Source organism: Chloracidobacterium sp. (assembly GCA_016720705.1).
Classification (GTDB): domain Bacteria; phylum Acidobacteriota; class Blastocatellia; order Pyrinomonadales; family Pyrinomonadaceae; genus OLB17.
On sequence record JADKKB010000007.1, the window covers coordinates 470,775 to 493,435 of the forward strand.

Genomic DNA, 22,661 nt, shown 5'->3' on the forward strand with positions numbered 1-22,661 from the left:
ATGGATGCCCTTTTCGTCAAAATGTCCGAGGTTGGTGCGTCTGACCTGCACATGTCTGTGAGCGTGCCGCCAATGGTGCGTCAAGACGGCAAGATGAAGCCGCTCGAATCCGCCGAAACAGTTTTGACCCGCGAGACGATGCAAGCGTTGCTGATGTCGATAATGCCTGCGAGAAACCAGCAGGAGTTTGCCGAACGCAGTGATACCGATTTCGCTTACGAGATTCCGGGACTTGCCCGCTTCCGCTGCAATATCTATATGGATCGCAAAGGAATGGGTGCGGTGTTTCGCATCATTCCGTCTAAGATCCTGACCGCCGAGCAACTCAACTTGTCCAAAGCAATAATGGATCTGTGCTCGCTGTCTAAGGGCCTCGTAGTAGTAACCGGTCCGACGGGTTCCGGAAAGTCGACGACCCTGTGCGCAATGGTCGACTCGATCAACAAAAGCCGCGAAGACCACATCATCACCATCGAGGACCCGATCGAGTTCGTTCACGAAAATCAAAAATGCCTCGTCAATCAGCGCGAGGTGCACAATCACACGGACTCGTTCAAGAATGCCCTGCGTGCCGCTCTCCGTGAGGATCCGGATATCGTTTTGGTCGGTGAAATGCGTGACCTCGAGACCATCTCGATCGCGATCGAGACTGCCGAAACGGGCCACCTCGTATTCGGCACGCTCCATACTACGACTGCCGCATCCACGGTGGACCGCATCATCGACCAGTTCCCTGCCGATCGGCAACAACAGATCCGCGTTATGCTGTCCGAATCGCTTAGAGGCGTAATTGCCCAGACATTATTGCCAAAGAAGGGCGGCGGCCGTGTCGCAGCACTCGAAGTTCTGATCGTCACGCCGGCGATCAGCAATCTCATCCGCGAGGGCAAGACGTTTCAGATACCGTCAGCGATGCAGACCGGTAAAAACCTCGGAATGGTTATGCTCAATGACGCCCTATTCGAACACGTCCAAAATGGCTCGGTCGAACCAAGGGATGCATACGTCAAATCAGTGGACAAGGCAAGTTTCGAAACGATGCTGACGCGAGCAGGCATCTCGCTTTAAGATGACGATGTGATCAGCAATGGGCACAATTACGTCGTTCGGACAACTATATTCCACCGCGTCGACACTAAGGTGTAAATAGTGCGGCATCGCTTGAGGCCAAACGGCGCGTTTCTATAAGATTCGCCCTCATCAGTATATTCCGAATATTTCGGCCGCTATTGCATTTATACAAATCGTTAACGAGAGAGGACGATCGACGTTATTGTCAGTCGGCCATTTTTTGGGATTACATTGTAAGCAATGAACTTGGTCGAATTTGCCCGAAAACTTGTCGAATCTCCGGCAGAGAGCCGGCAATTGATTTTGCTCGCTCAGCCCGCGAGTCCCGCCCAGATGGCGGCGGCACTTCAGGAAATTTGTTACGAGGCTTGGACACACGACCCGCAAAAAGTAGCATCCGTCGTCGATGTGCTTGATGAATTGGCGACGGTTTCGGGCGAAAAAGTCGTTAGTGCTTATGCTAGTTGGGCTCGAGGCATTAGTTGTTTGGTCGACGGACGGCTCGAATCAGCGATCGAGCGGATCAATGAATCCGAGGCAGTCTTTATGTCGCTGGAGATGACCGGACTTGCCGCGGGAACGCAAACAGGCAAACTGTATGCCTTGGCGATGCTCGGTCGATACGAAGAGGCGGTCCAGTGCGGCGTGTCCGCCCGCGAGATATTTGTCGAACACAACGATCAATACTCTGCCGGCAAGATCGAACACAATATCGGCAATCTGTTTTGGCGACGAGACCTCTACCGGGAATCCGAACCGTTTCTCGAATCCGCCCACCAACGGTTTACTTTGATCGGCGACCAGAGGCAGCTTGCTATGGTCGAAAATTGTCAGGCATTTGTGCATTCCCTTCAAAATCGATTTCGCGATGCTGAGCGACTATATAGCCAAGCCCTGACCCGTGCGGAATCACTCGGGCTGACCGTCACAGCGGCGGAGATCGAAACCGGCCTTAGCAATCTCTACCTGCTGGAGGGAAAGTATGACCTTGCACTCAAATATATGGAGTGTTCGAGGCAGAAGTACGATTCGCTCGGGATGCCCGCGCAGTCGGTAAATTGTGAATTGGAGATCGCAGACATATATCTCGAACTAAATCTGCTCAACGAAGCGACAGCTTGCTATGGCCGCTGTGAAAAAAACTATACGGAGTTAGGTATGCAGGCAGAACTTGCCCGGTGCCTTAAAAACCAGGCGGTTGCCCTTTTTCGTTCCGGACAAATCGCAACGGCGCAGCAGAAATTGGAACTCGCTGAAGTGCTTTTTGATCGAGAAGGCAATGACGTATCGTTGGCGTCGGTCAATTTGGCCAAAGCAGCGATCGAACTTGATCTTGGCGAATTTGAACTGGCCGAAGCTAATGTCAAGACGGCTCTTGACGCGTTTCGTCGCGGTGAGAATTTTCGGCTCGAACTTAATGCCCGTTGGCTATTGGGCGAGATCATGCGATCTTCCGGGCGAGATGCCGAATCACTCCTTGAATTGCAAAATACGCTTCAGGCGGCAACCGGAAACTCAAGGCAGGTCGAGTACCTTTGCAGAACGTCGATAGGGCGATTAACCAAAGATCCGACGCATTTCGAGGCTGCAGTCGAAATCGTGGAATTGTCACGCTCATCACTGAATTGCGACGAACTGAGAACATCATTCTTTGCTGACAGGCTCTTGCCATATGAGGGTTTAGTTGAGATCTGTCTTGCTGAGCGAGACTATTTGTCAGCATTTCGATGGCACGAGAGATCTCGCGGCCGCTCGCTTGCCGACGGAGTCCGCTCGCATGACGATACCGAAAGTAGCAAACAAATGCTTGTGATCCGCGAGGAGTTGAACTGGCTCCACGCTCGGCTAAACCGAAGTTCGCTGTCTGGGGCTGAGGAGCGAAAGCAGATCGGCGAATTGCGTCAATTGACCGCTCGCCGCGAAAACGAATATGCCGAGCTTCGGCGACGAACATTTTCAAGCAATGAAACGGCTATGTCCTCGGGCACAAATGTTGACATTCGCCGATTACAAGAACAACTTGGCGATTCGACTTTTGTCGAATTCGCTTCGATCGCTGGCCGGATCACCGCATTTATTGTGACGAGTGATGGGTTCGAAGCGGTCGCTAATTACGCCGACGAAAATAAGATAAATGAGCTAATTCGGCAGTATCTGTTTCAGTTAAATACCGGCAGGATCATCGACAGGCTCTCACCTGCAAGTCGTCGAATGGCTCAGGAGCGAGCGGATAGGATCGGCCATCTATTGTATCAAGAGTTGCTTGGTCCGCTGGGCAACCTGACGGAAAAAGGTCAACTGATACTTTCTCCGGCAGGAATGATGCATCGACTGCCTTTCGGAGCTCTGATGAAAGACGGGCGATATCTGACCGAATCCCAAATCGTTTCGTACGCGCCAAGTGCTTCAATTCTTAGCCGGTGCCTTGAAATGGCGTCCGCGGATACGCGAAGTGCTTTAGTGATCGGTGTGCCGAGTATAACGACGCCCTTGGTGGCTGCTGAAATTGAGGCCGTTTCGTCGTATTTCGAAAAGCATCAATTGCTTTTCGGCTCCGATGCCACGGTCGAAGGCGTGAAGGCCAATATTCTGGGGAGCGGAGTCATTCACCTTGCGTGCCACGGAAAGTACAGAGCGGACAATCCGCGTTTTTCATCTTTGGTGTTGGATTGCGAAGAGTTATTTGCTAACGATATCGAGGACCTCCCTCTTGCGGGCTGCTTGGTCGTATTGAGTTCGTGCGACAGCGGAATCAATGAGATCGTCCGCGGCGAGGAGATGATTGGACTTACACGTTCATTTTTTGCGGCCGGCGCCGGTTCGCTGGTGATGAGTCTTTGGCGAGTTAATGACGGGATAACCACCAAGCTAATGACGTCATTTTACAGGCATCTTCGTGCCGGGAATGGAGTCCAATCGTCGCTTCGCTCATCCCAACTGGAGTTGCTCGACGGGGGCTTGCATCCCTATTTTTGGACACCGTTCATAGTGTCCGGCCGGCCATAAGAAATTATTTTGTGGCAGATGTATTTTTTGAATCAATTTGAGGACTAACGTAAAAGGGACTAATCTATTCAGAACGACATTCTCCCCATTACGAGGAAATCGGCCAATGAGACCTAAGTTATTTAGTAAGTTTTCGTCCATACTGGTATTGATTCTGGCGGTCTTTATCGGAACCGGCAACGGGCAAGATGACCTATCGCCGGTCTCAAACAATGAGATTATTGTAAAGCTAGGCCAGGCCGGAGATATTCAAGCGATCTTGACCCAATACGGGCTGTCGCTTCCGCAGCACGGGCAGATTGGCAACAAACCGATTTTTAGATTACGTGCAACTCAGGGTATTACTGTTAGCGAATTAATACCCCTGCTTCTGGCAGATCCGCTTCACCGTGTGGTGTTGGCTGAACCAAATTACACCGTCGGGTCTCCGAATGTAAGCAATTTACCCTGGAGTCTCGGCGGATCGTGGAGCATCGGCGGATCGTGGAGTATCGGTTCAGGCGTTAAGGGTTATTCCGTTCAGTGGATGCGCAGCCGGGTCAACCTCGATGTCGCTCACGCTGTGAACCGTGGACAAAATATCAAGATTGCGGTTATCGATACCGGAATCGACGTTCAACACCCTTTGTTTGCCGGAAAATTATTGCCTGGTTACGATTTTGTTGACCGCGACCACGATCCGTCTGAGGTTGGACTTCCGCATGTTGGAGCATTCGGCCACGGTACACATGTTTCTGGAATAATTGCGATGGTAGCCCCTGCAGCGAAAATAATCCCGATCCGGATATTGGATCAGGACGGAATGGGCGACATCTGGCGATTGGCCAACGCACTGATCTTTGCCGCAAACCCCGATGGCGACAACGCAACGGACGATGGTGCGGACATTATTAATCTAAGTCTTGGCACCACGCAGCAGGCACCACTGATCCGCAAGATACTTGACGCGATAACAAATGATGGACGCAATTCGGATGATCCGGACCTGCCGATGATCGTCCATCCAGGTATATTGGTCGTCGCCTCGGCCGGTAATACCGGCAACAACACACGCATCTATCCTGCCGCCGAAAATGACCTGCACGGGCTTATCGCCGTCGGTGCCAGTACGGCCGCCGACACCGTAGCCAGCTTTTCGACGCGCGGGTCATGGGTCGAACTTATGGCACCGGGTGAACGAATCGTAAGTTCCGTTCCGGGCGGCCGTTACGGTGTCTGGCGAGGCACGTCGATGGCAGCACCCGTCGTTGCTGGAATTTCAGCATTAGTCCGGAGTCGATTTTCGTCGATGTCGCCGAACGCAGTCTTCGAGCACTTACGTTCAACCGCAGCGACGTGCAACGGTGCGATCACCCGTCGAGTAGACGCAGGTGAAGCCGTGACCAATAATCCGTAACATTCATTTTTCGCGATCATAAATTCAGAGCCTTAAATTTGATTTGCAACCTCCGTTCGGGATCTTTCTGGGACAATAGATGATGCTCACCGACGAAGAATTGGTGATGGCTTGTCGCAACGGCGACGAATCCGCCTGGGAGGCCATTACCCTTAAATATCAGGCACTTCTATTCTCGATCCCGCGCAGGGCTGGTCTAAGCCGCGATCTGGCCTCGGACGTGCTTCAGGAAGTTTTCATTACGCTTTTCAAAAAACTTGACCAATTGGAAAAGCCTGAGTTTCTCAAAGCGTGGCTCGTCACGACTACCCGACACAAAACCATCCATCTGATCAAACGCGAGACACGAGGCCGTCCGATTTCCATCGACGATGACCTGCACGAGCAGGCCTTTGAAATACCTGACAAGTCGCCATTGGCCGACGAGACCCTGATCCGACTCGAGCGCGAAACACAGATCGAGGCCGCGTTTACGCATTTAGATGACCGGTGCCACCGACTATTGATGATGCTTTACTTGAATAGCGAGATTATTCCTTACGCCGAGATCGCCGAACACCTCCAACTGCCGTTGGGGAGTATCGGCCCGACAAAGGCACGGTGTCTGCAAAAATTATTAAAATTCATTCCATAACGATGCTACGGGTGTATTTTTTGACCAGTCAAAATGACTTAACCAATGAGATCGGAATTTCGCATCCGGCAATTGTATGAGGCACATTGAATTACCACAATTTTTGGACAGTTTCGACGGCGTGTCGCCAGCGACATTGAATAATAGCATTGCCGACCATATAGCCCTCTGTCCGGATTGCAGCGGCACGTATCATAAGTTAATTGATCTATACGCATATCCCCGCCCGGTTGCCAGCGAGATCGTCCCGCAGGCCGCAACCGCAAGGATCTTAAATATTTTTCAGCGTCGCCCTCAAAGCCAAGAACCGGCAAAGCTCGTAATCAATATCGCTTCTCTTATATTCGACGATTGGCAAACACTTGTGCACGAAAGATTTTCAGGTTTCGATTCCCGACAACTTTTGTTCCAGGCAGGCGAATTCGAGATCGACATTCGGATAGACATTAGCGGCAGCACTTGTGCACTTGCCGGGCAGATCTTTCCGGAACTCGCAGATGCGTTGATAAAGGTCGAATCAGGCCAATATGTCCGTGAGGTTCAGACCAGTAGTTTTGGCGAATTTTATCTAGACTCGCTTCCAGTTGGCGAGTACACGCTGAGTATCACTGCGGGTGATGTCAGCCTGCGGATCGAAAAAGTCCCCTTGACCCACTAGAAGCGAGCGGCATCTCGGATAGTATGCCGCTCGTATTTTTTCCGCTAACTTCACTTCGGTAGATTCCGCCTAAGAACTGTATTTGACGCGGCGCCCAGCCGTGCTCCCAAATTGATGTAACAATATTTTTGTGTATTGTTGTATTTTCTTAAACACTTCCGTGACTTAACCTTAGAGCGGAACGTTTGCGATCCCGCCTATTCAAACAAATGAAAAAAGAAGATAAAGAGACCATTCGCAAAGATCGCCGCACCTTTTTGTCGATCTTACCTGTCGGAGTGATCGGAATCGTCGGAGCGTCGATGACGCTTGCTGCGAAAAGATCACTGGAACCTGCCCACGGTACGGTAGCTGAGGAGTCGTGGAAGACCTTAAGCGAAGCTGCTGAATTTGCCGGTGAAGAACCGATCGAAAAGACGATCTCGGTTACTTGTCGTTCGGGTTGGAGCAAAACCGTCGAGGATGTATCCGTCTATGTGCTACCGCAGCACGAGAACAAGGTACTCTCGTCGGTCTGTCCTCACGAGGGTTGCCCGATCGTTTGGGACGGCGAAACAAAAAATTTTCTTTGCCCATGTCACGACAGCTTTTTTAGCGATAGCGGACAGCGTCTCACCGGCCCGTCGACCCGCGACCTGACCGAATATGAATCGCGGATCGAGAACGGCAAACTTCAGATCAAAATAAAATAAGAGGAGACCAGAATGGCTGCAGAGTTCAATATTCAGAATTCGTGGTTCGGTCGGTGGATCGAACGTGAGACCGAGGTCAAATCGCTGATCTTCCGCATTTCGGGAGAGCCGGAGGACGGGGCGAAGGCCTGGGCACGCACTACGAGCGGCGTCCTCGCAATGTTGCTGATGATACAGATGATCACCGGCATTCTACTGGCATTCCATTACGTGCCGGCAGTAACGACTGCCTACACTACGGTCGCATTTATCGAATTGGCGGTTCGCGATGGGGCCTGGATTCGTTCGATGCACTATCATTCGTCGATTCTTTTGCCGATCGCCACCGGTTTGCACCTCCTGCAAATGATCATACGAGCAACGTACGCAAGCCAGCGAACGGCTTGGATATTCGGCATTGCTTTGTTGGCCCTCGCACTTGCCGCGGGAGCAACCGGCTATGCGTTGCCTTGGGATGCTAGAGCGATCAACGGTGTAAATATTGCCGCGAGTCTTGCGGGAAATGCACCGTTCTTTGGTGAGACCGCCCGGGCGTGGCTTATCGACGGTACGGCGATCTCGACGTTGACCTTGTCCAGATTTTACGGCCTGCACGTTTACGTGATCCCGACAATGGTCGTTGCCGCCGCGATATTGCGAGTCTTTGTTTTTGCGAAAGCCCCAACGAATGTAGACGAGCGAACGGTCGCCAATTGGGCACGCGGCCAATTTGCCAGAAATATGATCGTCGTCGGGGTCGCCTTTGCTGCGATGGCACTCTTTTCTAGCTCATACCCCGCCCCGTTCGGACCGCCGATCGCCGATACCGCAACATATTTACCCCGTCCCGGGCCACAATTTTTGTGGCTGTTCGAGATGCAGAAATATACAGACGGTTCGCTCGCGGCAGTTCTGGCGACGGGATTTCCGGCGTTGATCATCGGCGGGCTGATCGCGATACCGATTTTGATAACACGCCAGATCCGTTTACAGCGAATAGCGTTAATCGCCCTTTATGTCATCGGAGTCGGTGTTGCGACAACACTTACGGGCATTGCAATGTATCAGGACGCAAGCGAGCCTCGCATAGCCGAACAACTTGCCAAGCAGGAACGCGACGAATCTGTGTTTCGGGCCTCACAATTTCAGCCGCAAACGAATTTCGAATCCGGCCCCCATCACACAACGTCACCCGAAAACTCCAATATTGAAACAGCAAGCATGGATGTGATGGCTGAAAGTTCGCCGAATGCGATTCCGCCGGTGTATTCAACGAGTTGTGCGAAATGCCACGGTGCCGCCGGCGAAGGCACCAAAAAGTTCCCTGAGTTGATCGGCGTCACCTCCCGCGACGAAGATCAACTGACACCCGATCTCGTGCTTGCGATAATTAACGACCCAAAATCCGTCGGCCGCAGCACCAAAATGCCTGCATACCACGACAAACTTAGCGAAGCTGAGAAACAGGAACTCGTTTCCTGGATCAGATCTTTGAAACCCGAAACCGACAGCGAGGTGGAGCACACTGTGCAAACCGCCAAGGTTGATCAAAACAAATAAACAAATACAGGAGAAATCAAAATGCAAAACCCATCTCTAACCGGGTAAGACTAATTGTAGCCTCAGTTCCATTTATTATCATTCTCGCGGTGGTATTTGCGGCGGTTCCAAACGCCAAGATGGCAAAATACGCACCCATCGAGTCCAGTCCGATGATGTCAGACGGTGGTTCCGACTACGCGGCATCGTGCTCCAGGTGTCATGGCTCTGATGGGCGTGGCCAAACTGCCAAAGGTCGGCAGACACACGCAGGTGACCTGACAAAAAGCAATGTTACTGATGCAAAGGGCATAAGGATGATTAGCAACGGAAGCGGCGAAATGCCGGCATTCAAGAGCAGTATGACCCCGACTCAGATCCGTGAGGTTATGGCTTACTCACGCGGATTCCGGCGGTAACCGCTCGGATCACTTCAGCAATGTCACACCCGACAAGGAGTACTCGGACAGGAGGATTTATTTTATGAATTTCAATATTTTCAGGATCAAGTTGGTAGTTTTAACGTTTTTTGCCGGATCTGCGATCCTTGCATTTACATTTGGCCGAGACCTTGTCAGCACGACCAACGCTTCGATATCAGGACCGCCTGCCTCCCGCACGAGTGCTCCGGGCGAGCAAAACTGCACGTCCTGCCACAATCCAGGCACCGGAGCGGGTCAGTTTTCGATCACGGCTCCGGCCAGTTACACGCCGGGCCAAACTTATACGATCCAAGTTAGACATATTAACGCGGATACCACCAGAAAACGCTGGGGCTTTGAGCTAACTTCCCTTGCAAATAACGCGATGGCCGGCACGTTTGCGAATATCGCTGCAACCACCAAGATCATCGCCGGCAGCGGCCGAAGCTATATCGAACAGACCACTGCCGGTACATTTCAAAATCAGCTCGGCGGCGCAACCTGGACATTTAACTGGACCGCACCAACCACGAATGTCGGAGCCGTCACCTTCTATGCCGCCGGCATTCAGGCTAATAATGACGGCAGCGAAAGCGGCGACCAGACCTATACGACCAACACCATCGTACAGGCACCGCCGGCAGTCGTGATCAGGCCGCACGTATTCTCAGACTTTGATGGCGACGGCAAATCCGACGTCGGTGTATACCGAGCAGCTGACGGAATGTGGTACGTCAACCGCAGTGCGAATTCGCAATTTAGTGCGACGCCATTCGGGCTCGGATCCGACACGCTGACGCCGGCGGATTTCGACGGTGACAATAAGACGGATGTCGCTGTCTGGCGATCGGGCCCCGCCTTGACCGCTGGATTCTACATACTCCAGAGCACGACCAGCACGGTCCGATTTGAGCAATTTGGCCAAACCGGCGATGACCCATCAGTGGTCGGCGACTGGGACGGCGACGGCAAAGCGGATGCTGCGGTCTATCGCACTGGCGGTGCCGGTTCGCAGAGCTATTTTTACTACCGCGGATCGCTCAACAATCCGGCTGGAAACACGGCCTATGTTCCGTGGGGCACGTCGGGCGACCGTCCGCTGCGGGCTGACTTTGACGGTGACGGCAAGCAGGATGCATCCGTTTTCCGACCGTCAAATCAGGTTTGGTACATCCTCCAGAGCTCGACATCGACCGTTCGATTTGAGAATTGGGGCGTCGCGATCGACAAGATCGTCCTTGGCGACTTTGACGGTGACGGCAAGACCGACCCGACCGTTTACCGCAACGGCGTCTGGTACATCAAACAAAGCTCGAACGGCTCAGCAGCTTACGTGTCCTGGGGGCTCGCAACCGATACGCCGGTGACCGGCGATTTTGACAGCGACGGTAAATCTGACGTCGGTGTCTATCGGTCAGGAACGTGGTACCTGCGGCTAAGCAGTACGAGCACGATGTCGGCACAGCAATTTGGTGCCGCCACCGATACCGCACTTGCCGGACTGTTTACCCAATAGTCCGTATTCACCGGTAACGGAGCCGCGGGGATCTACCCCCGCGGTTCCGTCACCACGATCTTAGCCTCGAAACTGGAGAACAAAATGGACAGACGATCCCGACAGTCAATCGCAATTATTTCATTTGCCGCAATGGCAATACTCTTTGCTCTGCCGGCCCTCGGCATTGCTCAAACAGCCGAAACGCCGAAGCCGGCGGCCGATGACGTCAAGGTCACCGTCGACCCGAATGATCCGACGATGATGATCATCGAATCCAAAGGCGAACGCCTCCGGGTAAATACGGTCACCAAGGCCGTCGAAAAACTCTCCGCCGTTACGGCAAATGCTGCTGCTGACGAATCTGCCCCGACAACGGCAGCCGTAGCCCAGGACGAGCCGAAAGAAGATTTTTACGCGTACGAGCCGGGCGACGAACCCTTCGACACGAGGCTCGTCAACGTGCCGACGCCGCGCAAGGTGCCAAAAGGCACCTGGAACATGAACTTCACGCACCGCTTTTCAAAGCCGATCCATCCCTTGTCCGAAAGCGGTCCGCTGCTGCTCGGGTTCGACAGTATGTCGGCATCGTCGTTCGGCGTCAGCTACGGTATCACCGACAAACTCTATGTAAGTGCATATCGCTCGCCGCTCTGTATGCGAGGATTGTGCCGCACGATCGAGGTCGGGCTCGGCTACCATTTCACGGACCAGACCAAAAGATCGCCGGTCGCTTTCTCGGCGTATGCCAGCGTCGAGGGGAACCACAATTTCACGCAGGAATATACATATAATTTCCAAGCGATGATCTCAAGGCGACTTGGTAAACGGCTGTTTCTATTTTTCTCGCCGGCCATCCATCTCAATTCCAATGGCCAGCACCGTTTCAACCCGCGTCCCGAGGACTACTATCCCGAGGCAACGATCGCCAATTCGTTTAAGTTGCCGACCCACGGAGCATCGTTCGGTATGGGAGTGTCGGTACGGATTACGCCGAGCCTGATGGGAATCTTTGATTTCACACCCCGCACCGGATTTAAGCTCGGACGGATCGACACGCTCTATGACGATAATTTCAACGTCATTGGGTTCAAAAATGTATCGCAACCGTCGATGGGAATCGGATTTCAATACTCGGTCGGCAAACACTCGTTTACGCTGACGCTGTCGAACACCCAAGCGACGACGACCAGCCGTTACAACTCAAGCAATCTGGTGCTGTCACCGAAAAACCTGATCATCGGATTTAACCTGTTTCGCCGCTGGTGACCAAGCGCCGGGTCACCAATTGCGATCAAATGAAAAAGGGTACCCGATGCGAGTACCCTTTTTCAAATTGATGATGTACGGTCTAATTACCGTAAGGTTTTAGCTGTTCGTCGATCTTCGAGCGGTCGCCGACGACGACGAGGGTCATCTTGTCAGCGGACAGATACTTCTTGGCCATAGCCGAGACATCGGCCGGAGTCACGGCGGCGATGTTCTGGACGTAGGTATCGAGGTAATTCTTGCCCAATTCGTTGTAATTGCCGCTTTCGATCTGGCCGATCACGCCGGTGCGGGCCGAGTTTTGCAGGACGTAAATTCCGACAAGGTAATTCTTGATACCCTGCAGTTCGGCCGCAGTCGGTGGCTCGCTTTTGAGACGCTCGATCTCGAAGAGTATCTCCTTGACCGATGCTCCGGTGGCCTCGGTCGTGACATCTGCCGTTTCGATCCAGTAGCCGGTCTTGAAGCGGTTCCACATCATACTACTCGGCGAATAGGTGTAACCCTTCGCTTCGCGAATATTGGACGTGATACGCGATCCGAACGAGCTGCCTAGCAGAGAGTCCATTACCGTAAACTTGATAAAATCTGCATCTGACGGCGAAACTGCCGGCATCCCGAGGTAGATCGTTGATTGCGGGGCTCCCGGACGATCGATGACCGTCATAGATCGCTTGGCTGCAACTGTTGGAATACTGCGGATCGCATCCGGCCCTTTTTTCCAACTGCCGAATGCCTTTTGGATCGCCGCTTTTACATTTGATGGGTTAAATTGGCCGACGATGTAAAGGTGCGTTCTGGCCGCCCCGAACTGGGAACTGTAGAACTCCTTGACGTCGTCCAGTGAGTAACCCTTGATCGTGTCATCCGAGGCGAATATCTCACCGTACGGATGACCGGGAAATATCGTCTGACGAAAGTTTTCCCAAGCGATGTTGCTCGGTTGCGCACGCCCAATGGCGTTTTCGCGGAGTTTGTTTTCACGATTTTTTTCGAGATCAGAGGCTGAGAATTTGGGATCACGTATGACATCAGCCATTAGTTCGACAAACCGTGTGTCAAACTCCGAAAGAACCTCGCCGCCGACCGTCGTTTTGTCCGTCGATGCCGACGTAAAAATGCTGCCGCCCATATCGGCAGTCTCACGGGCGATCTGCTCGGCCGAGCGCGTCGCCGTGCCTTCCTTCAGCATCGTCGCGACGATATCCGAGATCCATCGTTTGCCTGCCTTTTCGTTAAGCGAACCGGCACTGATGACCGCTTGCATCGCGACCTTCGGCACCGCTCCGTATTGGACGAGTGTCACGGTCATTCCGTTCGGCAGTTTGTACGTGTCCTGTTTTGGAAATACAAAAGCCTTTGGCTGGCCGCCCGCCGGCGGAGTTTCCTTTTGGGTATATCCCGCAACCGAGAATAATCCCAGAATTACGGCCGCGACGCATAGACGCTGAGATCGGAAAAGCCTTTTTTTCATTTCAAATATAGAATTCTTCATTACTGTTGACCTCCTGCGACCGCCTTTTCGATGTTAAGTATCACGACGGTCCGGTTTGTTTTGCGGAGGTACTCTTTGGCGGTCTTTTGGATCAGTGCAGACGTAACTTTTCGGAAGTTTGCCTCGATCTGGTTGATATTGTCCGGTTTGTCGTCAAAGAGGGCAAAGCTCGCGAGCAGGTCGGCCCGGCCAAAACCGCCGAACTGAGTCATCGTATCGTAGAGTCCCGATCGCAGTTTGACGATCGCCCTATCGATCAGAGCCTGCTCCACCGGTTTGTTCTGAATACCAGCTATAACGGCATCGGTCGTCGCCAGTATCTCCTGCGGAGTAAATTTGTCATCGTGGACCAGATTGACGTCGAACAGCATCGGGCCATTGTAATTGAACATATTTCCAAGTGCAGAATTGATACCGCCGGAGACGCCACTCGAGTAATTCTTGTCTTTGACCAACGCCTGATAAAGCATACTGTCCTCGCCTTGGACGAGGATCTGGTCGATCAGGCCCATCGCGTAATACTCGGGCGTACCGCGTTTCGGCATCTGATAGCCAAATGCGATCGCGGGCTTTCTGGCGAGTTTGTCGGTGCGACTGACCGTCTTTTCCTTTTCCTGACGCGGTTCGGTCAGATCGGGCATAGCTTCCGCCTTTTGCGAGGGAATATTGCCATAATACTTTTCGATCCAACCCTTCGCCGAAGCCTCGTCAAAATCACCGGTCACGACGAGTACGGCGTTTTGTGGTTGATAGAATTTACCGGCGAACGTCTTGGCATCGGCCAACGTAGCGGCCTCGATATCCTTGAGGTCGCCATAAAAATTGTGCGAATTATACCAGTTGGTAAACGCCGCCATCGGGAGGTCGATCCAGGGGAATCCGCCGTACGGCTGATTGAGCACGTTGACCTTGACCTCATTGCCGACAACACCCTGTTGATTTGCCAGATTTTCCTGAGTAATGTCGAGTCCGCGCATACGGTCCGCCTCGGCCCATAGCAGCGTCTCGGTCTTATGCGACGGCATTACGGCAAAGTAATTGGTGAAATCAAATCGCGTCGAACCATTCAGCACACCGCCATTGCTCTCGACGAGCCTGATAAACTCCATCTTGCCGAGATTCTTTGAGCCCTGAAACATCAAATGCTCAAAGAGATGTGCAAACCCCGTGCGGTCCCGCGGTTCAATCCGAAAACCGATGTTGTAATAGACCGCGACGGTCACCAGCGGTGCCGAATGTTCGGGCGAAAGTACTACCTTCAGCCCATTAGAAAGTTTGTAATAGGTCACCGGCACTGTGATGCCGCCTGCCGATTTAGCAGCCTGGACCGGAATCGCTCCGACCAGTGACAAACTGATCGCCGCGATCAACGCGGTCAGCGAAAATTTCCGAAGAAATGCCTTCATAATCACTCCTGTATGAGAAATGCGAAAAATAGTTACAAGTGTATTCGAAATCGGCGCGGAAAAGTTTCACAATTCGGATCTACGGTGTAGGAAACTAGCTTCGAATGGTCGCGAGAGCGTCACGATGCTGGTCGAGTTGGTGCTCAAGCCTAGAACAGACGACATCGCACAAAGCAAAGATAGATTCATCCGAAACCCTGTAAATGGCTCTCAATCCGTCCTTGCGGCGGGAAACGACACCGGCATCGAGCAGAATACCGAGATGCTTTGACACATTTGCCTGATTGGCACCGGTCACTTCGACGAGTTCGCCTACGCTCAACTCAGTATCGCCAAGGGCGTGCAGGATCTTTAGCCGCATCGGTTCTGCCAAAAGCCGAAAACGGCTCGCGATCAGTTCAAGAGCACCATCATCTATCTCGTTTCTAACCATCTCGGGCTGTTCCTCTACGGCAAAGCTTTTATAACAAAATCTATTGCTGTTGACCGTTATTTCCATATTACTTCAAAGTGATACATCTCTCTAAGTGAATGACCGGCATAATGCTCGACCCGCCAGAACGCCGCCCACTACCGATGTTTTTGTGCTGCACCAAAATGCATCGAGCTGGGTTGACTGTATCACTATATCGTTATACAGTAAAGCTTGATTGATAGGAGAAATTGAAATGACACTTGATAGAATGCTTCATTTGATCGCGGGTAGCTTCATTTTTATAAGCGTCGTCCTTGGCTTTTGGGTCAGCCCGTACTTCTTTTACTTTACGGGATTCGTCGGACTCAATCTGGTTCAGTCGGCATTTACCAAATGGTGCCCGATGATCTCGATACTTCAGGCGGCGGGCTTTAAGAATAATTGACCTGCCAATACTTTGCAGCAGCTAGGACGAGGAAGCTTTCGCCGTGATGAACTGGTCAAAACCTATTTTTAGCAGATCGAGGCTCGCCATTATGGCATTGGTCATCGTGGCCGGGGCGTTACCGCTGTTTTCACAGGACCGGACGCCTGTAAAGCTTGATCTAAAAGATGCGGTCGAAGCCGCACTTACAAAAAGCATACAGCCTAAGATAGCCGAATCCGGTGTAAAGATCGCCGCGGAAAAAGTCAACGAGGCGAAGTCCGGACGGTTGCCATTCGTGCAATTCAGCCAGTCGGCGATCCGCAGTAACAATCCGGTCTTTGTTTTTGGATCGTTGCTCGAACAAGGGCGTTTTGGAGCGGCGAATTTTCAAGTTGACCTATTGAATCACCCCAACGGTATTTTCAATTTTCGCTCGCTCGTCGGTGCACAGATGCCGATATTTGATCAATATCAAATACGTTCAAGGGTGCGTCAGGCGGTGGCGGCCAAAAGCCAGGCTGAATTGCAGACTGAGGCCATCAGGCAGAAACTAAGATTCGACGTCATTAATACATACTACGGCGCGGTACTCGGCACCGAAATGATAAAGGTCCGTAGTGAAGCGATAAGATCGGCCGAGGCAAACCGCAAAAAGACCAAGGATATGGTCGATGTCGGTATGACGACTGAGGCTGACCTGCTGGCTGCTGAGGTCGAACTAGCTAATGCCACCCAGAACCGGCTTGAGGCAGAAAACGATCTGGTCACTACTCTCGCGACACTCAATATAACGCTGGGCGATAAACCGGAAACTCAGCTTGAACTGACCGGTGACCTCCGCGAAAAGTACTTTCCAGTCGATGACCGTGACGCTCTGATCCGCATCGCTCTCGAGAATCGGCCTGACTATCAGAAAGCAGAATTAGCGGTCGAGAACGGCCGTATCCAAACGCAGGCATTGCGTGATCAGAAACTCCCGAGGGTCGACGGCTTTGGAAATTTTGGTTATAGCTCGCCGTACATTGCAAACGGCAGTTCGGACTACACGGTCGGAGTCAATCTGACATACACGATCTTCGACGCCGGGCGAAAGTCCCGGACGCAACAGGCCGCGGAAGCGGTTTCGATGGCAGAACTTGAAAAGCAAAATCTGGCCGACGCGATCCGGCTCGATGTCATACGCTCACTACAAAATTACAGCACGGCACGCGGCAAGATACAGGTTTCTATTAAGAGCACAGCGTATGCGGAAGAGGCTCTGAGGATCGTCCAGGACAGATATAAGTTCGGCCTGACGACATTTAACGAAGTCTTGCGTGCCGAGTCCGCCGTGGTCGCCGCAAAACAGAATATTCTAAAGGCCAGATACGACTATTACGTTAGCTTTGCTTCGATCTTGCTCGCGACTGGACGCCTGAGCGATGTCAGGCTCTTTGATTAAACGGTGATGACAATGAAGAGAAAGTTTGCACTTATAATTTCGCTCGGGGCGGCCGCGATGTTCGCCGGCGGCTGCGGCAAGGCGACGGAGACGACCAAACAGCCCGAGACGGCCGTCGATGCCCGCAACGTAACGATCACGAAAGTGACAAAGTCCTCGATCGAGGATTTCTATGAGGCCACCGGCACCGTTAAGGCAAAGACCACGACGCAGGTGTCTGCCAACATAATGGGCCGCATCGTGTCGTTTCCGGTTGCCGAGGGAGACACGGTATCGAAGGGACAGGTCTTGGTCGAGATCGACAATCGCGAGAGCCAGGCACAATTTCAGAAAGCCCAGGCGGGTATGAGAGAGGCTCAGGCCGGGCTGATCGAGATCGACAGATCCGTTGAGGCGGCTAATGCAGCCGTCCAGACGGCCGAGGCGAACCGGCAGTTAGCACAAGTTACCTTTGACCGTTACAAGGAACTATTTGAACGCCGTTCGGCAACCGCCCAGGAATTTGACGAGGCTCAATCCAGGCTCAAAATGGCTCGGTCCGAACTCGACCGGGCTAAAGCCGGCGTGCAGGTCGTACTGTCCAAGAAAAAGCAGCTCAACGCTCGCATAGACCAGGCTCGAGCCGACATTTCGAGTACACAGGTATTCCAAGGCTATTCGCGTATCTCATCGCCGGTTTCGGGCGTCGTGGTCAAAAAGTTTGCAGAATCCGGGTCAACCGCGGGCCCCGGCGTACCGCTTCTATCGATCGAGGACAATTCACAATATCGACTTGAGGCTGCGGTCGAAGAATCGCGTAGCAAACTGATCAGGATCGGCAATCGTGTCAATGTCCGGATCGACGCGATAGGCGAGGGCGAGTTTATGGGCACGGTCGCTGAGATCATGCCAACCTCCGACGCTGCTAGTCGTAGTTATACCGTCAAGATCGATCTTGCAGCCAACCCGCTACTCAGGACCGGCCTTTACGGAATGGCCCGCTTCCCCGTCGCCCAGAAGGAGGCGATCACCGTACCGCTCACTGCGATAGTCGAACGCGGCCAGTTGACGGGCGTCTATGCGGTCGGAGCGAACGGTATCGCCCAGTTTAGGATCGTCACAACGGGCAAGACTTCCGAAGGCAATATTGAGGTATTGACCGGCGTTTCAGAGGGCGACGACATCGTTACGTCAGACGTCAAGGCAATAAATGACGGCACAAAGGTCAGGTAAGCAATGAACGAGATCGGTATCGCCGGCAAACTTGCCGGAGCATTCATACAATCCAAACTAACGCCGCTGATCATAGCGGCGGCTATCCTGCTCGGTATCGGTGCCGTCGTGATGCTACCGCGCGAAGAGGAACCGCAGATCATCGTGCCGATGATCGACGTGATGGTCCAGATGCCCGGTTCCACATCAAAAGAGGTCGAGGAACGTGTAACCAAGCCGATGGAAAGGCTTCTGTGGGAAATTCCGGGTGTCGAGTACGTCTATTCGACCTCATCGCCCGGAATGTCGATGGCGATCGTGCGTTTTAAGGTCGGACAAAACGAAGAAGATGCGATCGTGCGGCTCAATCAAAAGATGTCCGCCAATATGGATATGATCCCGCAAGGGGCAAGTCGGCCGCTCGTCAAACCGCGTTCGATCGACGATGTTCCGATCCTGGCATTGACGCTTTCGAGTAATAATTACGATCATTTTACGCTCCGCCGCGTCGCCGCGGAGGTGTCGGAGCAGATCAAGCAGATCGTCGATGTTTCTGAAGTAAAGATCATCGGCGGTCAGCGGCGGCAGGTTCGCGTTTTGTTGGATGACGCCAAAATGTCATCCAGAAACATTGCTGCGGCCGCCATTATCCCGATGTTGCAGCAGTCGAACCAGCAACGAACATCGGGAACCTTTTCTAATCGAAACCGCGAAACGATCGTCGAAACCGGCTCATTTATGACGTCGGCTGAGGATGTCGGTAACGTCGTCGTAGGTGTTTTCAATGATCGGCCCGTATTCCTCCGCGATGTCGCTGATATCAGCGACGGTGCCGAAGAACCGGCGGACTATGTAATGTACGGTAAGGTTGCCGCAAACGATCACGAGGCCAAGGGCGAGGTCAATTCTAACGCGATCGAACCGGCTGTTACGATCGCCGTAGCAAAACGTAAAGGCACCAACGCAATTGAGATCTCGGAACACATACTTGAAAAGGTTGAGTCACTTAAGGGCACTTTCATTCCCGGCAACATTCGGGTAACGACCACCCGAAACTACGGCGAGACAGCCGCTGAGAAATCCAACGAGCTACTGTGGCATATGATGATCGCCATTGCCTCCGTATCTCTGCTCATTTTGCTGACGCTCGGCATTCGCGAATCGGGGATCGTAGCGATCGCCATTCCGGTAACACTTGCCCTGACGCTCGCCGTATTTTATTTCTACGGATATACGCTCAACCGCATCACGCTCTTCGCTCTAATATTTTCGATCGGAATTTTGGTCGATGACGCCATAGTTGTCGTCGAAAATATGACACGCCATTATGCCTTGCCGGAGAATAAGGGCAAACCGCTCGTCGATATTGCGATCCGGGCAGTGGATGAGGTCGGCAATCCGACCATTCTTGCAACATTTGCCGTTATCGCCGCGATCCTGCCGATGGCGTTCGTTAGCGGCCTGATGGGGCCGTATATGCGTCCGATCCCGGTCGGCGCCTCGGCAGCGATGATCTTTTCGATGATCGTCGCCTTTGTCGTAACGCCGTGGGCTAGCCTCAAGATGCTAAAGCGGGACGTCAAGCACGAGCACGGGCGAGAGGGTTTTACAACGCGTTTGTACCGCAAGGTGATGCACGCGATCATCAGCATTCCGGTATGGAGATATGCATTTCTCGGCGGAGTCGTCCTGCTGCTACTCGCATCCGTATCGCTCATATTCCTCAAGTTCGTCAAGGTCAAGATGTTGCCTTTCGACAATAAGAGCGAGTTTCAGGTGATCGTCGATATGCCCGAGGGTTCGACGCTTGAGCAAACGGCCGCCGTCACCCGCGAGCTTGCTGATTTCGTCGGCACGGTGCCGGAGGTGGTCGATTATCAACTTTATGTGGGTACGGCATCACCATATAATTTCAACGGTTTAGTTCGTCACTATTTCTTGCGGCGCGGGTCGAATGTGGCGGATATTCAGGTCAATCTACTTTCCAAGGATGACCGATCAGCACAGAGCCACGACATTGCCAAGCGCGTCCGCCCCGCCCTTAACCAGATCGGTGCCAAGTACGGCGCCAGCGTCAAGGTAGCCGAGGTGCCGCCGGGGCCACCGGTTTTGCAGACCATCGTTGCCGAAGTTTACGGCCCCAATTACGAGCGACAGATCGAGATCGCTCAAAATATACGCGACATATTTACGGACACGGACGGTGTGGTCGATGTAGATTGGTTCGTTGAGGACAATCAGGCCAAATATAACCTCAAGATCAACACTGAAAAGGCGGCGATCAACGGTATCACCGCCGAGCAGATCGCCCAAACAATGCAGGTCGCGATCAGCGGTATGAATGTCGGACTGGTGCATTTGCCAAACGAGAAAGAAGACGCGTATATCAATCTTCGTTTACCGAAGGAAGGCCGTTCCACACTCGCGGACATTCAGCGGATCAAGGTCGTAGGCACGCGGGGCAATCTTGTGCCGGTCAGCGAACTCGTCGAGATCCGCGAACTTAAAAACGACAAGAGCATCTATCACAAAAACCTGATGCCGGTCGTTTACGTCACCGCGGACGTCGCCGGTGCGATCGAGAGCCCGGTTTACGCGATCTTTGGCCTGAACGACAAGATCGAGGCGTTGAAATTACCCGAAGGGTATGCCCTCGAACGATTCGTCGCGTCACAGCCGTTTCTGACAAACAAATACTCGATGAAGTGGGACGGCGAATGGCACATCACATACGAAGTCTTCCGCGATATGGGCATCGCGTTTGCGGCCGTGATGGTGCTCATCTACATTCTCGTCGTGGGTTGGTTTCAGTCGTTCAAGACGCCGCTAACGATAATGGCGGCGATCCCATTCTCACTCGTCGGCATACTGCCGGCACACGCTCTAATGGGGGCGTTCTTTACGGCGACGTCGATGATCGGCTTTATTGCCGGGGCGGGCATCGTGGTACGGAACTCGATCATTTTGGTTGACTTTGTCGAGTTGCGGATGAAGCACGGAATGTCGCTGGTCGATGCAGTAGTCGATGCGGGTGCGGTACGGTTTAGGCCCATGATGCTGACGGCCGCGGCGGTTATCGTCGGCTCGGCCGTGATGCTGTTTGACCCGATATTTCAGGGGCTCGCTATCTCGTTGATGGCCGGCGAGGTCGCCTCGCTCCTGCTTTCGCGAATGGCCGTGCCGGTGCTCTTCTATATGAGCGAACGCAAGAAGCACGTGGGCGAAGAGATCATTTCGACCGACAAAGTCGTGCTCTGCCCGACCGACAAGAGCCCGCAGTCATTCGCCGCATTAAAGTTTGCCCATACTATCGCGAAGGCGGTCGGTGCGAAGTTGACCGTGCTTCACGCCCGCGACGCAAAACTGCCGCCGTATTTCACATCGTCGCAGATCGACGACATCGGCCGCCAAGAGCGCGACGCTGACGATGCTCAGCGGGCCGATCTCAATGACTACATCAGCACGGCCTTTGACCCGGATGGTGACGTGAATGCCGTGGTGGCAAACGATCCACCGATCGAGGCAATACTCGACGAGGCGGCCAAGGCCGCCACATACCTGATCGCCCTCGGCACGCACGGTCGCGGCGGCATCGAAAAGCTCAGATTCGGTTCCGTGGCAGAGGCCGTATTGCGTGAAAGCCGATCGCCTGTTCTCACGGTCAATCCGCAAGTCGAGGTTCCGGACAAGGTCGTTATCAATTCGATCGTCTGTGCGGTCGAGAGTGATGATGATTCGCAGCGGACAATTGATTTCGCCCTGGAACTCGCGAACGGACTCGCGTCACAACTGACAGTACTTCGGGTGGTGGGCGAAGGCGAGAATCCGCGAGACGACCGATGGTTTGAGGACCTTTGCGAGCGAATCCCGGCCGAAAAACGCGATAGCTGCAAACTGGACGAGATCGTCCGTCGCGGCGATTTCCTCGAACAAATATTCGCAGAAGCCGACGATCTGGTCGCCGACATTCTTATCATTGGTGTCAGCCACGATCTTTTCACCGACGAATCATTGGGCAACCGCACCACCGAGATCATCAAACGTTCTCACTGCCCCGTGATCACCGTTCCAATTGCAAAATAAAAGAGCCGCCCGCAACAGCGGGCGGCCCATTCGTCTTCAAAC

General features: G+C 53.1%; 17 protein-coding genes. 14 read left to right on the forward strand and 3 right to left on the reverse strand.

Translation table 11 applies throughout. The annotated features are described in order from the left end of the window. The 10 genes from IPQ00_09310 to IPQ00_09355 all read left to right on the forward strand — a co-directional run bounded on the left by IPQ00_09310 (position 1) and on the right by IPQ00_09355 (position 12,161). On the forward strand, positions 1-1,068 hold the full coding sequence (locus IPQ00_09310) for a type IV pilus twitching motility protein PilT (GenBank protein MBL0240756.1): 1,068 nt from the start codon (positions 1-3) through the stop codon (positions 1,066-1,068). A gap of 243 nt (positions 1,069-1,311) precedes the next feature. Continuing rightward, positions 1,312-4,077, forward strand: coding sequence for a CHAT domain-containing protein (locus tag IPQ00_09315; GenBank protein ID MBL0240757.1), 2,766 nt, complete (start codon positions 1,312-1,314; stop codon positions 4,075-4,077). 106 nt (positions 4,078-4,183) lie between these two features. After that, positions 4,184-5,473 carry a S8 family serine peptidase gene (locus IPQ00_09320; protein MBL0240758.1) on the forward strand — a complete coding sequence of 430 codons (1,290 nt, stop codon included), beginning with the start codon at positions 4,184-4,186 and terminating at the stop codon, positions 5,471-5,473. A gap of 79 nt (positions 5,474-5,552) precedes the next feature. Then, positions 5,553-6,107 carry a sigma-70 family RNA polymerase sigma factor gene (locus IPQ00_09325; protein MBL0240759.1) on the forward strand — a complete coding sequence of 185 codons (555 nt, stop codon included), beginning with the start codon at positions 5,553-5,555 and terminating at the stop codon, positions 6,105-6,107. Positions 6,108-6,183: 76 nt separating this feature from the next. Continuing rightward, on the forward strand, positions 6,184-6,765 hold the full coding sequence (locus IPQ00_09330) for a carboxypeptidase regulatory-like domain-containing protein (GenBank protein MBL0240760.1): 582 nt from the start codon (positions 6,184-6,186) through the stop codon (positions 6,763-6,765). Between the two features lie 209 nt (positions 6,766-6,974). Continuing rightward, positions 6,975-7,457 (forward strand): Rieske (2Fe-2S) protein, encoded by a 483-nt coding sequence (locus IPQ00_09335; protein MBL0240761.1) that lies wholly within the window; start codon positions 6,975-6,977, stop codon positions 7,455-7,457. A 12-nt stretch (positions 7,458-7,469) separates the two neighbouring features. Further along, a complete protein-coding gene (locus tag IPQ00_09340; protein ID MBL0240762.1) occupies positions 7,470-8,996 on the forward strand; it encodes a cytochrome b N-terminal domain-containing protein in 1,527 nt (508 codons plus the stop codon). A 119-nt stretch (positions 8,997-9,115) separates the two neighbouring features. Further along, a complete protein-coding gene (locus IPQ00_09345; protein MBL0240763.1) occupies positions 9,116-9,394 on the forward strand; it encodes a c-type cytochrome in 279 nt (92 codons plus the stop codon). Between the two features lie 64 nt (positions 9,395-9,458). Next, on the forward strand, positions 9,459-10,913 hold the full coding sequence (locus IPQ00_09350) for a hypothetical protein (protein MBL0240764.1): 1,455 nt from the start codon (positions 9,459-9,461) through the stop codon (positions 10,911-10,913). 84 nt (positions 10,914-10,997) lie between these two features. Beyond that, entirely contained in the window at positions 10,998-12,161 is a 1,164-nt protein-coding gene (locus tag IPQ00_09355; protein ID MBL0240765.1) for a hypothetical protein, read from the forward strand. Between the two features lie 82 nt (positions 12,162-12,243). Here IPQ00_09355 and IPQ00_09360 read toward each other — a convergent pair whose 3' ends face one another. From IPQ00_09360 to IPQ00_09370, 3 genes are all read right to left on the reverse strand, one after another. Next, positions 12,244-13,656: an insulinase family protein gene (locus IPQ00_09360; protein ID MBL0240766.1), complete on the reverse strand. Its 1,413-nt coding sequence runs from the start codon at positions 13,654-13,656 to the stop codon at positions 12,244-12,246. Then, a complete protein-coding gene (locus IPQ00_09365; GenBank protein MBL0240767.1) occupies positions 13,656-15,062 on the reverse strand; it encodes an insulinase family protein in 1,407 nt (468 codons plus the stop codon). Before IPQ00_09365 ends, IPQ00_09360 begins: the two co-directional genes overlap by 1 nt. Positions 15,063-15,156: 94 nt before the next feature. Then, the gene (locus tag IPQ00_09370; protein ID MBL0240768.1) at positions 15,157-15,495 is read right to left on the reverse strand and encodes a winged helix-turn-helix transcriptional regulator; all 339 of its coding nucleotides are present in this window, start codon (positions 15,493-15,495) and stop codon (positions 15,157-15,159) included. A 235-nt stretch (positions 15,496-15,730) separates the two neighbouring features. Here IPQ00_09370 and IPQ00_09375 point away from each other — a divergent pair, with 235 nt between their 5' ends. The 4 genes from IPQ00_09375 to IPQ00_09390 all read left to right on the forward strand — a co-directional run bounded on the left by IPQ00_09375 (position 15,731) and on the right by IPQ00_09390 (position 22,619). Continuing rightward, a complete protein-coding gene (locus IPQ00_09375) occupies positions 15,731-15,922 on the forward strand; it encodes a DUF2892 domain-containing protein (protein MBL0240769.1) in 192 nt (63 codons plus the stop codon). Between the two features lie 91 nt (positions 15,923-16,013). After that, positions 16,014-17,345 (forward strand): TolC family protein, encoded by a 1,332-nt coding sequence (locus tag IPQ00_09380; protein MBL0240770.1) that lies wholly within the window; start codon positions 16,014-16,016, stop codon positions 17,343-17,345. Between the two features lie 12 nt (positions 17,346-17,357). Beyond that, positions 17,358-18,557, forward strand: coding sequence for an efflux RND transporter periplasmic adaptor subunit (locus IPQ00_09385; GenBank protein MBL0240771.1), 1,200 nt, complete (start codon positions 17,358-17,360; stop codon positions 18,555-18,557). A 3-nt stretch (positions 18,558-18,560) separates the two neighbouring features. After that, positions 18,561-22,619, forward strand: coding sequence for an efflux RND transporter permease subunit (locus tag IPQ00_09390; protein ID MBL0240772.1), 4,059 nt, complete (start codon positions 18,561-18,563; stop codon positions 22,617-22,619). The last annotated feature ends 42 nt before the right edge of the window (positions 22,620-22,661 follow it).